We start from the raw sequence: 13876 nt of genomic DNA, 5'->3' as shown, positions 1-13876 counted from the left end.
GCCGGGCCAGGACAGGCCCGGGCGTGCTCGAACAGGTCGTGAACTCAGCCGCGGAACGGAACGTCCAGCGTCAGGCCGTCATGACCGGGCTCGATACCGGACGGCAGCGATGCGGCCAGCGCCGCATGGTCCATGTCCGTGCCCATATGCGTCAGCACGGTGCGCCGCGGCTTCAGGCGGTGAACCCACTCGATCACCTTGTCCACATTCGCATGAACCGGATGCGGCTTGCGCTGGAAGCAGCCGACCACCCAGGTGTCGAGGCCCTCCAGCGCCGCCAGGCTCTCCTCCGGCAGGGCCACCACATCGGTCGAATAGGCGAAGCCGCCGATCCGGAAGCCCAGCGTCTCCATCACCCGGTGGTCCTGGCGGAAGACGCGCACGGGCAGGCCGCCCATCGTCACCACCTCCCCCGGCGCGATCGCCTTGGGGGTCAGGGCCGGGCGGTAGAAACCGGGCGGCGTCGGCGGGCGGAAGGCGTAGTCGAACCGCACCTTCAGCATGGACAGCGTGGAGTAGCTGCCGAAGGTGTCGATCGCGCTGCCGGTGACGCGGTTGACGATCCGCAACTCATCGATGCCCAGCACATGGTCGGCATGGGAATGGGTGAACACCACCGCATCCAGCCGGGCCTGGCCCGCCGCGAGCAGCTGTTGGCGCAGATCCGGCCCGGCATCGATCAGCAGCCGCTGGCCGTCCGGGCCTTCCACCAGTGCCGAGGTCCGGCCGCGCCGGTTCAGCGGGTTCGCGGGATCGCAGACCCCCCAATCGCCACGCCCATCCGGCCCGCCCAGCAGCGGCACGCCGCCGGAGCCACCACAGCCCAGCAGCGTGACGCGCAGCACTACGCCGCGGCCCGCGGAAACAGCCGGCGGAAATTCGCCGTGGTGAGGTCCGCGAGGGCCGTGAGCGTCAGCCCCCGCACCTCCGCCAGCCTGGCAGCGGTATGGGCCACATAGGCGGGCTCGCAGCGCTTGCCCCGCAGCGGCACGGGGGCGAGGTAGGGGCTGTCCGTCTCCACCAGCAGCCGCTCCGCCGGCACTTCCGCCGCCATGTCGCGGATGGCGTCGGATTTCGGGAAGGTCAGCATCCCGCTGAAGGAGATATAGCCGCCAAGCCCCAGCGCCGTCCGCATCAGATCCGCGCCGGAGGAGAAGCAGTGCAGCAGGAAGGGGAAGGCCCCTGCCCCATGCTCCTCCACCAGGATCGCGGCGATGTCGGCATCGGCGTCCCGCGCATGGATGACCAGCGGCAGGCCGGAGGCCCTGGCCGCCGCGATATGCGCCCGGAAGCCTTCCTGCTGCACCGGCCGCGGCGACTTGTCATAGAAATAGTCGAGGCCCGATTCACCGAGCCCGATGATGCGCGGGTGGTCGGCCTCCCGCAGCAATTCCTCGACGGACGGGACGGGGCGCTCGCCGGCATTGTGGGGATGGATGCCGACCGTGCCCCAGACATCGGCATGGCGCGTGGCGATGTCCCGCACCGCCTGCGCCTGGGCGCCGAGCCGCGTGCCGATGGTCACCATCTCCGCAACGCCGGCCGCGCGGGCGCGGGCGACGACAAGGTCCTGCTCCTCGCCCTGGAAGTGGTCGAGGTGGCAATGGCTGTCGATCAGGTACACGTTTCAGATCCTCAGACGCCGGGCGCCCGCTCCGCAGGCTTGGCCTCGCGCCACGAGGCGCGGGCCGCATTCCGGTACCCCAACGACGTTGCGAAGCAACGTCGTTGGCCACCCGTCGCGGCCTCGGCCCATGCAAAGTGGCAGGGGCCGCCTCATGCTGCGGCCTCGACCTTCTTGAACAGCGGCTCGGGCGGCGGCAGGGCCAGGCCGGCGGGCAGGGGTTCCGCCAGGTGTTCCAGCCCCCTCGCCGCCTCCGGCACGCCGAGCTGCGCCAGCAGCTTCGCCATCGTGTCGGGCATGAAGGGCTGGAGGATAGTCGCAACCGTGCGCAAAACATCATGTAGGCGCCGCAGCACCTGCTCCGCTCGGTCGTCGAAGCCGTCCTTCTTCAGTTTCCAGGGTTGTTGACGCGTGATGTAGCCGTTGGCTTCTCGAATGGTCGCGAAGATCAGTGACAGCGCGGCGTCAAATTTCTGCTCGTCGAGAAGTGCGGCCACCTGTTTGACCAGCCATGCCTCGGACGCCGGCAGATGGCCGTTTGCGGGCACATCGCCATGTCCGCCCTCGCTCAGAAACTCCCAGTCATCCTGCCACCATGTGGCAGCAAGACCGGAGACGCCTTGATCTGGCTTGGGTTCGGCGAACAGCACTGGCGCGGGTAGCTTGCCGCCGCAATTCCGCTGGATCAGCGACAGCGTCCGGTTGGCCAGATTCCCCAGCGCATTGGCGAGTTCGCCATTCAGCCGGTTCACCAGCGCGGCGCGGGAGAAATCGCCATCCTGGCCGAAGGGCACTTCGCGCAGCAGGAAGTAGCGCACGGCGTCGAGGCCGAATTCCTCCACCAGCCCGCGCGGGTCGATGGCATTGCCGAGGCTCTTGCTGATCTTCTGCCCCTCGACCGTCCACCAGCCATGGGCGAAGACGCGCTTCGGCGGCGCGATCCCCGCCGCCATCAGGAAGGCCGGCCAGTAGATGGCGTGGAAGCGCAGGATGTCCTTGCCGACGATGTGCAGCTCCGCCGGCCACCACTTCGCGAATGCTTCGGGATCATCGGGGTAGCCCGCGGCCGTGATGTAGTTCGTCAGCGCGTCGAGCCAGACATACATCACATGCGCCTCGTCCCCCGGCACCTTCACCCCCCAGGTGAAGGAGGTGCGGGAGATGGAGAGGTCGCCGAGCCCCGACTTCACGAAGGCAATGACTTCGTTGCGGCGGCTGGACGGCAGGATGAAGTCGGGATTGGCCTCGTAGAAGGCCAGCAGGCGGTCCTGCCAGGCGGAGAGGCGGAAGAAGTACGAAGGCTCCCTCACCCATTCCACCGGCGCGCCGGAGGGCGCGTATTTCACGCCGTCGCGCTCCGTCAGCTCGTCCGGGCCGTAGAAGGCCTCGTCCCGCACGGCGTACCAGCCCTCGTAATGGCCCAGATAGATCTCGCCATTCGCGGCCAGCTTCTCCCACAGCACCTGGCAGGCGCGCTTGTGGCGCGGCTCGGTCGTGCGGATGAAGTCGGTGATGGAATAGCCCATGTCCTGCGCCAGGGCGCGGAAGGTGCCGCTGACCTGGTCGGTGAAGGCCTGCGGGTCCATCCCCGCATCGGCGGCCGCCTTTTCCACCTTCTGGCCATGCTCGTCGGTGCCGGTCAGGAAGAACACGTCCTTCCCCTGCATCCGGCGCCAGCGCGCCAGCACATCGGCCGCCAGCGTCGAATAGGCGTGCCCGATATGCGGCTTGTCGTTGACGTAATAGATGGGGGTCGTGATGTAGCTGGTTGAGGTCACGGTATTTCTTCCGGATATCAGCGTCGCGGCGAGAGCCAGCCCAACGCCGTCAGAACCGCCTGCTTGCGATCCAGGCTGAGCCCATCCGTCTCGGCCGCGAGCCGGCCGAGGCTATCCCACAGGGTCGACCACTCGGCAAGCGGACGCAAGGCGAGCCAGGGCGGCGGCGCCTGGCCCCGCGCGGCGCTGCGGACCGCCGTCGAGATCGCCTGGCGCAGCAGCGCCATGAAGGTCGCGAAGCTGCTGCCATCCCGCTTCGCCGCGACGCCTTCCGCCAGCGCGTGCCACCGGCGGCGATCGCCCTGCGCCAGGCCGTTCAGCACCTCATCCACCATGGCCTGGATGGCCAGCCCCTCGCCTTCCGCCAGCATCAGCGCGCGGCCCGGCGAGCCCTGCGCGATGCGCGCCAGCGCGCCCCGTTCGGTCGGGTTCAGCTCCGGCAGCAGGCGGCGCAGCAGCGTGTCCATCGGCACTTCCGCCAGCGGCGAGAGGTCGAGCCGCCGGACGCGGCTGAGGATGGTCGGCAGCAGCCGGTCCGGCGCCGCCGTCGTCAGCATCAGCACCGCGCGCGGCGGCGGTTCCTCCAGCGTCTTCAGCAGCGCGTTGGCGGCCTGGGGTTGCAGCAGTTCCGCCCCATCCACCAGCACGAAGCGCCAGCCGCCCTCCGCCGGAGTCATCGCCATGAAGCGGATGGCCGCGCGGGCATCATCCACGCGGATCACCTTCTTCACGCCGGTATCGCCGGTATTGGGGCGCAGCGCGCGCAGATCCGCATGGGCGCCGGCGGCGATGCGGCGGAAGGTCGGGTGCTCCGGCGCCAGGTGAAGCGGCGGGGCGCCCTCGGCGGCCGGCTTCTCCGCCATGCCCGCCATCAGCCAGCGCGCGAAACGGTAGCCGAGCGTCGCCTTGCCGATCCCGGGCGGGCCCGCCGCCATCCAGGCATGGGGCAGGCGGCCGGACCGCGCGGCCTTCTCCAGCGTGGCGGCCGCGGCGTCATGCCCGAACAGATCGGGGTTGGAGCGGACGGGAAGGTCCTCATCCTCCTCCATCTCCGCGGCCTTCGTGGTGCGCGGCGCGCGACTCATGCGGAAAGCCGCTCTGCGACCACCGCCGCCACCGCCGCCGTCACCTCATCGACCGCAACGGTCGCATCCACCACCGCGCAGCGATCCGGCTCGGCCCGCGCCAGGGCGAGAAAACCGTCGCGCACGCGCCCGTGGAAGGCGGCGTCCAGCCTTTCGTAGCGATCCGCCGCCACGCCACGCGCCATGGCGCGCTTCATCCCGATGGCTTCCGGCACGTCGAGGATCAGCGTCAGGTCCGGCCGCAGCCCCTCCAGCGCCAGGCCCGCCAGCGTGTCGAAGGTGGCGCGCGCCATGCCGAGGCCATGCACCTGATACGCCAGCGTGCTGTCCGCGAAGCGGTCGCAGATCACCCACATCCCCGCTTCCAGCGCCGGCCGGATCGTCTGCACCGCATGTTCCCGCCGCCCGGCGAAGAGCAGCATCGCCTCCGCCACGGGATCGAGCCCCTGCCCGCCCAGCAGCACCTGGCGGATCGCCTCCGCCCCCGGCGCGCCGCCGGGCTCCCGCGTCACCAGCACGGGCAGGCCGCGGGCGCAGAGATGGGCGGCCAGGCGGCGGGCCTGGGTGGATTTCCCCCCGCCCTCGCCGCCCTCGAAGGTGATGAATCGACCGCGCGTGATCATGCCGGGGGGTGTCGCCCCTTACGCGCGAAGTCTCAAGGCCCTAGCTGCCGAACCAGCGCCCGATCACCGCCGGGATGCGCGGAAACAGGCCGAGCCTCTCCACATCCGCCCCGGCGATCAGCGGCACCGTCATCTCCGGCACCCCCTGCCCGCTGATCAGCAGCGTGCCGATCCCCTGCCCCTTCGTCACCGGCGCGGGCACGGGCGCATCGAAGCGCACCCGGACCTGGAGGTTGCGGCGCCATTGCCGCGGCAGCGTCAGCACCAGGTCGCGCCCGGCCACCAGCGGCACGGTCGGACGCTCACCGAGGTAGACCGGCACTTCCTCCACCGTATCGGCGGCGCGGAAGACGACGACGTTCTCGAACTCCCGGAACGCCCATTCGAAGAGCCGCTCGCTCTCCTCCGCCCGCTGGCGCATGGACCCCAGCCCGTTCACCACCAGGATCAGCCGGCGATTGCCCCGCATGGCGGAGGCGGTGAGGCCGTAGCCCGCTTCCTCCGTATGCCCGGTCTTCAACCCATCCGCCCCGGGCACGCGGCCGAGCGCGGGGTTCCGGTTCTCCTGCGTGATGTCGTTCCAGCGGAAGCTGCGTTCGTTATAGAAGCGGTAGTATTCCGGGAAGTCGGTGATGATGCGCCGCGCCAGGGTGGCCAGGTCCCGGCTCGTCATGCGGTGTTCCGGGTCGGGCCAGCCCGTCGAGTTGCGGAAATTGCTGGACCGCAGGCCGATGCGCCGCGCCGTCTCGTTCATCAGCTCCGCGAACTGGGTCTCCGACCCGCTGATGCCTTCCGCCAGCACGATGCAGGCATCGTTGCCGGACTGCACGATGACGCCGCGCGCCAGGCTTTCCACCGGCACCGTCGTGCCGACCTGGACGAACATCTTGGACCCGCCCATGCGCCAGGCACGCTCGCTGACCGGCAATTGCTGGTCGAGCCGGAGCCGCCCCTGCTTCAGCAGGTCGAAGACGACGTACATCGTCATCAGCTTCGACATGGACGATGGCGGCATGCGATCGTCAGCCGCCTTCTCCAGCAGCACCGCGCCCGTATCGAAGTCGATGATCAGCGCGTGGCGCGCCAGCGTGTCCACCGGCCCCAGCGGCGTGCTGGCGGGGGTGGAGGGCGGCGGCGGGGGCTGGCGCGGCGGGCGTGCCGGCTGCGGCGCGGGGCGCTGCTGCGCCAGGGCGTCCACGGCCTGCAGCCCGGTGGCGAGGCCGGCGGCGGCCCCCATGATGTCTCGGCGGCGCATGGCGGCGCGTCTTTCCTATGCGACTCGCGGTATCAGTCCACGAGGATCCGGGCCTCCGATACCCCTGCACGCAGGCTTCCCTCAAGCGCCCTGTCGGCTTCCGGCACCGAGTTGAAGGGGCCGAGCCGCACGCGGAAGGTCTGCCGCCCCCGCGGTCCCTGCGCCTCCACCACCGGCCGCAGCCCCGCGAGCCGCGCCGCCTGCCGTTCCGCCATGTCGCGGCGGGAGAAGGTGGCCCCCTCCACATAGAGCCGCCCCGGCATGGCCGCGACGCGCGCCAGGCGTTCGGGCAGTCTTTCCGGCGCCGCGCTGACGGCCGCCTGTTCCGCGACGCCCGCGCGCCCATCGCCCGGCAGGCGCCGCGCCTCCCGCACCCGCGCGGCCTGGGCGGCGCCGGGCGGCGGGGCCAGCTCCTCCCGCTCCACCGCGGCGACGGGCGCGGGGGCGATCTGCAGCGCCGGGGTCTCGGTATTCGGCAGGGCGGCGGAGATGCCCCGGCTCTGCTCCCCCACCACCTCGACCCGCACCTGCACGGTGCCGCCGGGGCGGATGCCCAGCAGTTCCGCCGCGCGGCGGGAAAGGTCGATCACCCGCCCGGGGTTGACGGGGCCACGATCATTCACCCGCACCTGCAATTGCAGGCCGTTCTCCAGGTTCGTCACCGTCACCACCGCCGGCATCTGCAAGGTGCGATGCGCCGCGACCAGCGCGGTGGGGTCATGGATCTCCCCATTGGCGGTCCGCCGCCCGCTCCGCTGATCCGCGATCACCGCGGCGAGGCCGGTCTGGGATAGCTGAAAGTCCTCGCGCGGGTAGGACCAGACGCCACCCATCTGGTAGGGCTCCCCCACCACATAGCGCGGCTGCGCGATGGGCGGCGGCGGCGTCCGCGCGCAGCCCGCCAGGACGAGCAACGCCAACAGGGCCAGGCGCTTCATGCCTAGGCCACTCGGTCCGACAGCAGGCCCACCGCGAGGGCGTAGAAGTTGGAGGGGTTGTACCGCCGGATGACGTTGAAGTTGTGGTAGACGGCGAAGGCCTGCCCGCCCGCGCCCCCCGGCAGGATGATCGCCGCTTCCATGTCGAGTGCCGGCAGCGCCGATCCATCCGGGCGCCGCACCCCCATCCGCACCCATTCCCGCAGCGGCTTCGTATTGTCGCGCCGCGCGTCATCCGGGTTGAAGCCCGCGGGCAGCACCACCTCCCGCCCCCACAGCTCCTCCTCCCGCCAGCCGGAACGGGCGAGGTAGTTGCCGATGGACCCCAGCGCATCCGCCCGGTTGTCCCAGATGTCCCGCCGCCCATCGCCATCCATGTCGACGGCCAGGCGCTCGAAATTGCTCGGCATGAATTGCGGGTGGCCCATGGCGCCGGCCCAGCTGCCCTTCATGCGGTCGGGCGCGACATGCCCGGCATCCAGGATCTTCAGCGCGGCCAGCAATTCATTGCGGAAATAGGCGGAGCGCCTTCCATCCCAGGCCAGCGTCGCCAGGCTTTCCACCACGCTGAAATTGCCGGTGAAGCCGCCGTAATTCGTCTCCAGCCCCCAGATCGCGACAACAACGCGGGGGGAGACCTTGAACCGCCCCTGCACCGCTTCCAGCGTCGCGCGGTTGTCGGCGAAGGCCCGCCGGCCCGCATCGATGCGGGTCTGGGACAGGCGCGCATCGCGGTACTGTTCCCAGGTCTGGGTGAATTCCGGCTGCCGCCGGTCCAGCTCCAGCACCCGGTCATTGGCGCGGATGCCCGTCAGCGCGCGGGACACGGTGGCGGCGGAGACGCCCTGCCGCCGCGCCTCCGCCCTGACGCCTTCCAGGAAGGCGTCGAAGCTCTGCGTGGCCGCGGCTGCGGCGCCGGGCATCAGCAGGGCGGCCGCGGCCGCGGAAAGGGTGACTCGCCGTGTCGGACTCATGGACCGCTGATTGCCACAGCCGGGCCTGTCGGGGCAACGCACGGCTGCGATGGCGTCACCCGCGCGAAGCGGCGGCCGCCATCTCCTCCGCCCGGTCCTGCAACCGCCGGAACACCGCCGGGGCATCGGCATCCGCGAGGCGCCCGCCCTGCTTGCGGATGCGGCCATCGACGATGACCGTCTCGATATCCCCCGCACTCGCCTGCAGCAGCACGAGGCCCGCGGGATCGCTCACCGGCGCCGTCAGCGGCTGGTCGGCCCGCACCAGGATGATGTCGGCCCGCTTGCCCGGCGTGATGCTGCCCGTGACGCGATCCAGCCCCAGGCCCCGCGCGCCGCCGATGGTGGCGAATTCCAGCATCTGCCGCGCCGTCACCGGCGGCGTCTGCGCCACCGTCCGCGTCGCCGCGATGGCCAGCAGGTTCAGCCGGTGCAGTTCCACCGCCATCGCCACCCGCAGCTGCGGCAGCAGCCCGCCGCCGACCATGGAGGGGATGTCCGTCCCGACCGAGACCCGCATCCCCGCCGCGAGCGCCTTGAACATCGAGGGATGCCCATGGCCCATCCGCAGCTCGACCTCCGGCGTCGAGGCCAGCATCACGCCCTTGTCGGCGGCAAGCTTGTACTCGTCATCCTCGTGGTTGTTCGCGTGCACGATCTGGAGGCGATCGTTCAGCAGCCCCGCGGCATCGAGCTGCGCCAGCAGGCGCGGCTTGCGGTTGGCGTAGATGCTGGCGCCGGTGTGGATCGCGATCGGCACGCCGATCTCCGCCAGCCGGCGCATATCGACCAGCGCCGGCTCCAGCGGCGTGAAATCCGGCCCCTGGAGGCAGGTCCAGAGCTGGATCAACCCGTCGGAGGCCGCGAGCCTGCCCGCCTTCAGCGCCTTCGCATGGTCCACCATGCGGCCATGGATCGCGGCGGCGTCGGCGCCTTGCGGGATGGGCGGCGCGGTATAGGCCAGCACGGCGCGGATGCCGGCGGCGTCCAGACCCTCGATCGCCGCATCGGCGTGGGCCGGGCTCATCGTCTCCCGCGACCAGTCCATCACGGCGGTGACGCCCGCGGCGATCTGTTCCAGCGCCCCCGCATGGTCGGCCAGCTTCACATCGGCCGGAGTCATCCGGTTGGAATGGCGCAGCACGATGGTCTGGAAATAGCCGACGAAGGAATGCTCCGTGGACAGGCCACGCTGCATCGTCTGCGCCAGGTGGATATGGCCGTTCACCATGCCCGGCATGGCGATGCGCCCGGCGCCATCGATGATGGTCGCCCCGGCCGGCGCCTCGATATTCGGCGCCACGGCGCGGATGGCGCCACGCTCGATCAGGATGTCACCGAGCGGCATGTCGCCGACCTGGCTGTCCATGGACAGCACATGCGCGCCGCGAACCAGAATGGGCCGGGCCGGATCGGCAGCATGCTGCGCGCGGGGCGCGGCCGGAAGCCCCGAAAGAGTTGCGGCCCCGGCCGCCGCTGCGAAGACCGCGCGGCGACCGAGGCCGTTGGCGTCGGAACTGTCGTTCATTGTTTTTTAGGGCCCGTCTCTTCCCGCCGTTCCGCGTCGCGGCGCCGGCGACGTCCTGTTACCAAGCAACCGATTGCATGGTCAAGGGCGTAACACGGCGTTGCAGCCTTGGCCGTCGCGCCCGCCCGCCCCGCCCCGCCATCCTGCCGCCCGAGGACAGGAGATCAGGCGATGACACAGCCCGGGATGCTGGTGCTGCTCTCGGCAGCGGATGAGGCGCTGTGGCGCCGCGATGCCGCGGTGATCCGCCGCGCCGGGCACCTGCCCCTGGATGCCGCGGCGCTGGAGGCGGCGCTGGCGGAAGGCGGCCCCGCCGCCCCCGTGGCACGGCGCCTGGCCGCCGCCTGCGACGCGGCGCTGCTGGACGCGGCGCCGGGCCTGGCTTCCATCTTCCGGTCGCTCCGCCGCCCGGTCTACGCTTCCCCCTGGCAATTGCCGGATGCGGACCGCGCCCCGCCCCCGCCACGCTGGCCATCCCGCTGGGTGCTGGAAGCGGCGCTGCGATCGCTCGACCGCTGAACCAGGGCCCCGACCACCGCCATGCGCGACTTCTCCTGGGACGATGCCAAGGTCTTCGCCGCCGTCGTGGAGGCCGGTTCCTGGCGCAAGGCCGCGCTGAAGCTCGGCCTGTCCACCGCCACGGCCAGCCGCCGGGTCGAAGCCTTCGAAGCCTGGGTCGGCGAGCCCCTGCTGGAACGCCGGCCGGAGGGCCTGCGCCTGACCCGCCGCGGCGACCGCATCATGGCGGCCCTCGCCCAGATGGGCGGCGGCGCCGATGCCATCCGCCGCGCGGCCGCGGCGCGGGAGACGGAGGTGGTGCGCATCACCGCCACGGCCTCCATGGGCCTGGTGCTGGTGGACCACATGGCGGCGCTGGCCGCGGCGACGCCCGGCATCGTCATCTCCCTGCTGCCATCCCGTGCCATCCTGTCGCTGGCCCGTCGCGAAGCGGAAATCGCCATCCGGATGCGGGACCCGCCGGAGGGCGGGCGCCTGGTGATGCGCCGCCTGGCCCGCGTCCGCGTCGCCCTCTACGCCGCCCGGTCCCTGCTGCCGGAAGGCGCAACGCCGGACGTCACCGCCCTGCCCTTCATCGGCCTGGCGCGCCCGCCCGCGCAATCCCGCACCGTGGCCGCGCTGCACGCGGTGGTCGGGGACCGTCCGCCGGTCGCGGTGCTGGATGACACGCCGATCCGGCTCCGCGCCTGCCTGGCCGGCCTCGGCATGGCGGTGCTGCCCTGCGCGCCGGCGGATGCGACCGGCGCGCTGGTGCGCGTGGCCTCCTTCCCGCCGGAGACGGATGAGGACGCCTACCTGCTGATGCATGAGGACCTGGCCGACGTCCCCGCCATCCGCGCCGTCGCCGATGCCGTCGCCGCACTGTTCCAGCGGCAGCGCCACGCGCTGATGGGCGCGTCTTGACGGATGCCCGCCCGGCGCGCCGGATGCGTCACGATAAGGCGGGGAGGATCAGCGGGGATGAGGCAATTCATGACGGCAGCGATCATCGCGGGGGCCATGGCCACCGAAGCCCTGGCCCAGCCGGCGCCGCGGCGGGATGAATTCTACTGGCTCGGCCAGATCAACAAGGCCAGCGTCATCATCAACAGCCAGGAAGGGCTGCTCGACCCCGCCATCGCGCCGCGCATCGCCCGCGGCATCGACACGGTACTGCGCGCCGGGGACCAGCCCGGCGGCCGCCGCCCCAACCTGGTCATCACCTTCGAGCCTCTGCTGATCGAGGCCGCGGGGGTGGAGGCGACGCTGATCCATGCCGGCCGCTCCTCCCAGGACATGCTGACCACCGTCCGCTCCGCCATGATGCGGGAGGAGCTGCTGCGCGTCGCGGCCGCGCTCCGCCAAGTGACGGCGACGATGCTCGACATCGCGGAGCGCCACCGCGACACCATCGTGCCCAACTACACCAACGGCGTCGCCGCCCAGCCCAACAGCTACGGCCACTACCTGCTGGGCCATGTCGCGGGTCTGGAACGGGACATGCAGCGGCTGCGCGAAGCCTATGCGCGGCTCGACCTCTCCCCCATGGGCACCACCGTGCTGAACGGCACGAGCTGGCCGCTGAACCGGGACCGCATGGCGCGCTACCTCGGCTTCCCCGCCACCATCGAGAATGCCTATGACGCCGCGCAGATCCTGGCGGCGGAAATGCCGGTGGAACTCGGCGCCGTCAGCACCGCCATCGCCATCCATGCCGGCGCCTACATCGCCGATGTGATGACGCAATACGCCCAGCCCCGCCCCTGGCTGCTGCTGGCCGAGGGCGATGGCAACACCTATGTCTCCTCCGCCATGCCGCAGAAGCGGAACCCCGGCCTGCTGAACGATGTGCGCCGCCAGGCCAGCATGGTGGTCACGCTGGCCACCGGCCGCACCATCACCGCCCACAACATCCCGCCCGGGATGAACGACGCGAAGAGCACCGCCGACAATGTCGCGCTGACCGCCGCCACGACGCGGATGCTGGAACAGTGGAACCGCGTGCTGCGCGCCCTCGTGCTCAATCCCGCCCGGGCGCTGGAGGAGCTGGACCTCGATTGGACCGCCTCCCAGGAAATCGCCGATGTGCTGATGCGGGAACACCGGCTGCCCTTCCGCGTCGGCCACCACTTCGCGAGCGAGGTCGTGGACTTCGCCAAGTCCCGCGACATCCGCCCGAGCGACTTCCCCTATGCCGAGGCGCAGCGCCTCTACCGGCACATGCTGCATGAGATGGGGCTGCCGGAGGCCGACCTGCCGATGACGGAACAGGCCTTCCGCGCGGCGCTCGACCCCGCCGCCATCATCCGCGCGCGCGCGACACCGGGCGGCCCCCAGCCCGCGGAGATGACGCGGATGCTGGCCAGCGCCCGGGGCAGGCTCGCCGGCCATGGCGAATGGGCCACGGCGCAGCGCGGGCGGATCGACGCGGCGCTGGCGACGCTGGAGGCCGATTTCGCCCCCATCCTGGCGCGGGCGAACTGAACCGCCCGACTGACAGGCGGCGCGGTCAGAACCGCGCCGTCAGCGCCAGCGACCCGAAGGACTGCGCGCCGCCGCGCTGGCCGTAGAATTCCTCCGTCCGCATCACCTGGCTGTAGGCAAGCCGGAAGCCGCGCCAATGCACGACGAAGCCGGCGGAGAGGTCGCCGACGAAGGGTCGCTTGTCCACGGAAGGCCCGTCATTCCGCCAGGTGTTGCCATCCAGGAACACGTCCCGCAGCACCGCCCGCCCCTGCCCGCCGACGAAACCGTACCAGCCGAATTCCTGCCGCGGCTGGAAGAAGGCGGAACCGACCAGCGCGGGGCGGATGCGCGGCGCGCCGTAATCGGCTTCCAGCCCATTGCCGATCCGCAGTGTCGCGCCGGCACCCGCATAGGTGCTGACGGTGCCGAGCGCGAAGGTCGCGGAGGGCAGCAGGTCGATCTCGATGCCGCCGACGCGCAGCGCCGGCGTCCGCATGGTGCGCTCGAACACCATGTTCAGCGCGGGCTCGTCCTTCAGCTGGCGGGACCAGCCATTGGCGGAATAGTCGCGGATCAGGTCGTGGACGTTGTTCTGCACGAATTCGCCGAGCGCGGAGGGACCGACCACGCCGGCCTGCAATTCCAGCGTGGACAGCGCGAAGCCCTCGTCCCGCTGCAGCACCAGCGCGCCATAGAGATGCCCGGCATAGGGACGGTCCGTCGGGTCCGGGATGCGGGAGAGCGTGTCGCGCGGCGTGTAGATGGCGTGGCCGAGGCCGAAGCCCCAGCGCACCTCCCCCGGCCCGATCAGCGCATCCAGTTGCCCATCGAGGAAGCGGAGCAGTCCCGGCAGTTCGGTGGAGGGCGACCGCCAGGCCAACTGCACCCCGCTGGTGTAGTAGCGATCGGTCCCGGCCAGGGTGTCGTTCTCGTAGTTAAAGGTGAAGCTGCCGCGCGGGTCTGGCGCCGGCGCCGGTGGGGGCACCACCGCGAGCGGCGGGACCTGCGCCAGCGCCGGTCCGGCGAGGAGGAGTAGGGGCAGGAGCAGGTGGCGCATGGGGGCGGGCGATCCGGAGGGAGGAGGCAACCCTTCCGATACCGCAACCC

At 71.1% G+C, this 13876-nt stretch carries 13 protein-coding genes; 3 read left to right on the top strand and 10 right to left on the bottom strand.

Annotated features, from left to right (window positions below):
* Window positions 1-44 precede the first annotated feature (44 nt).
* The 9 genes from BM041_RS13935 to BM041_RS13895 form a co-directional block, all read right to left on the bottom strand.
* Entirely contained in the window at window positions 45-842 is a 798-nt protein-coding gene (locus tag BM041_RS13935) for an MBL fold metallo-hydrolase (RefSeq protein WP_092960545.1), read from the bottom strand.
* A 2-nt stretch (window positions 843-844) separates the two neighbouring features.
* Window positions 845-1624: a TatD family hydrolase gene (locus BM041_RS13930; protein WP_245762080.1), complete on the bottom strand. Its 780-nt coding sequence runs from the start codon at window positions 1622-1624 to the stop codon at window positions 845-847.
* Between the two features lie 152 nt (window positions 1625-1776).
* Window positions 1777-3402, bottom strand: a complete 1626-nt coding sequence (gene metG / locus BM041_RS13925) for a methionine--tRNA ligase (protein ID WP_175533923.1) — start codon at window positions 3400-3402, stop codon at window positions 1777-1779.
* Window positions 3403-3419: 17 nt separating this feature from the next.
* A complete protein-coding gene (locus tag BM041_RS13920; protein ID WP_245762079.1) occupies window positions 3420-4487 on the bottom strand; it encodes a DNA polymerase III subunit delta' in 1068 nt (355 codons plus the stop codon).
* Window positions 4484-5110, bottom strand: a complete 627-nt coding sequence (gene tmk, locus BM041_RS13915) for a dTMP kinase (protein ID WP_092960409.1) — start codon at window positions 5108-5110, stop codon at window positions 4484-4486. The genes BM041_RS13920 and tmk overlap by 4 nt, the downstream gene beginning before the upstream one ends.
* Before the next feature lie 40 nt (window positions 5111-5150).
* Window positions 5151-6365, bottom strand: a complete 1215-nt coding sequence (locus tag BM041_RS13910; RefSeq protein ID WP_092960407.1) for a D-alanyl-D-alanine carboxypeptidase family protein — start codon at window positions 6363-6365, stop codon at window positions 5151-5153.
* Between the two features lie 32 nt (window positions 6366-6397).
* A complete protein-coding gene (locus tag BM041_RS13905; protein WP_092960405.1) occupies window positions 6398-7303 on the bottom strand; it encodes a septal ring lytic transglycosylase RlpA family protein in 906 nt (301 codons plus the stop codon).
* 2 nt (window positions 7304-7305) lie between these two features.
* Entirely contained in the window at window positions 7306-8277 is a 972-nt protein-coding gene (locus BM041_RS13900; RefSeq protein WP_092960403.1) for a lytic murein transglycosylase, read from the bottom strand.
* Between the two features lie 55 nt (window positions 8278-8332).
* Window positions 8333-9805, bottom strand: a complete 1473-nt coding sequence (locus tag BM041_RS13895) for an amidohydrolase family protein (protein WP_092960401.1) — start codon at window positions 9803-9805, stop codon at window positions 8333-8335.
* Between the two features lie 171 nt (window positions 9806-9976).
* Here BM041_RS13895 and BM041_RS13890 point away from each other — a divergent pair, with 171 nt between their 5' ends.
* From BM041_RS13890 to BM041_RS13880, 3 genes are read left to right on the top strand one after another with little or no spacing between them, the layout of a single operon-like run.
* Entirely contained in the window at window positions 9977-10324 is a 348-nt protein-coding gene (locus BM041_RS13890) for a hypothetical protein (RefSeq protein WP_092960399.1), read from the top strand.
* Between the two features lie 21 nt (window positions 10325-10345).
* Window positions 10346-11227, top strand: a complete 882-nt coding sequence (locus BM041_RS13885) for a LysR family transcriptional regulator (protein WP_092960397.1) — start codon at window positions 10346-10348, stop codon at window positions 11225-11227.
* A 57-nt stretch (window positions 11228-11284) separates the two neighbouring features.
* Window positions 11285-12787, top strand: coding sequence for a lyase family protein (locus BM041_RS13880; RefSeq protein WP_092960395.1), 1503 nt, complete (start codon window positions 11285-11287; stop codon window positions 12785-12787).
* A gap of 25 nt (window positions 12788-12812) precedes the next feature.
* Here the strand turns inward: BM041_RS13880 and BM041_RS13875 are convergent, their stop codons facing one another.
* Complete coding sequence (locus BM041_RS13875) at window positions 12813-13826, bottom strand: lipid A deacylase LpxR family protein (RefSeq protein WP_092960393.1); 1014 nt, start codon at window positions 13824-13826, stop codon at window positions 12813-12815.
* Between the last annotated feature and the right edge of the window lie 50 nt (window positions 13827-13876).

The organism is Falsiroseomonas stagni DSM 19981 (assembly GCF_900114315.1).
Taxonomy (GTDB): domain Bacteria; phylum Pseudomonadota; class Alphaproteobacteria; order Acetobacterales; family Acetobacteraceae; genus Falsiroseomonas; species Falsiroseomonas stagni.
This window is presented reverse-complemented; position numbering and strand designations above follow the sequence as displayed.

Excerpts from the sequence above, each read along its gene's own strand:
- BM041_RS13910 (WP_092960407.1), bottom strand. The coding sequence starts at position 6,365 with ATGCGCCGCCGAGACATCATGGGGGCCGCCGCCGGCCTCGCCACCGGG.
- BM041_RS13880 (WP_092960395.1), top strand. The coding sequence starts at position 11,285 with ATGAGGCAATTCATGACGGCAGCGATCATCGCGGGGGCCATGGCCACC.
- BM041_RS13895 (WP_092960401.1), bottom strand. The coding sequence starts at position 9,805 with ATGAACGACAGTTCCGACGCCAACGGCCTCGGTCGCCGCGCGGTCTTC.
- BM041_RS13875 (WP_092960393.1), bottom strand. The coding sequence starts at position 13,826 with ATGCGCCACCTGCTCCTGCCCCTACTCCTCCTCGCCGGACCGGCGCTG.
- BM041_RS13890 (WP_092960399.1), top strand. The coding sequence starts at position 9,977 with ATGACACAGCCCGGGATGCTGGTGCTGCTCTCGGCAGCGGATGAGGCG.
- BM041_RS13885 (WP_092960397.1), top strand. The coding sequence starts at position 10,346 with ATGCGCGACTTCTCCTGGGACGATGCCAAGGTCTTCGCCGCCGTCGTG.
- tmk (WP_092960409.1), bottom strand. The coding sequence starts at position 5,110 with ATGATCACGCGCGGTCGATTCATCACCTTCGAGGGCGGCGAGGGCGGG.
- BM041_RS13905 (WP_092960405.1), bottom strand. The coding sequence starts at position 7,303 with ATGAAGCGCCTGGCCCTGTTGGCGTTGCTCGTCCTGGCGGGCTGCGCG.
- BM041_RS13900 (WP_092960403.1), bottom strand. The coding sequence starts at position 8,277 with ATGAGTCCGACACGGCGAGTCACCCTTTCCGCGGCCGCGGCCGCCCTG.
- BM041_RS13920 (WP_245762079.1), bottom strand. The coding sequence starts at position 4,487 with ATGAGTCGCGCGCCGCGCACCACGAAGGCCGCGGAGATGGAGGAGGAT.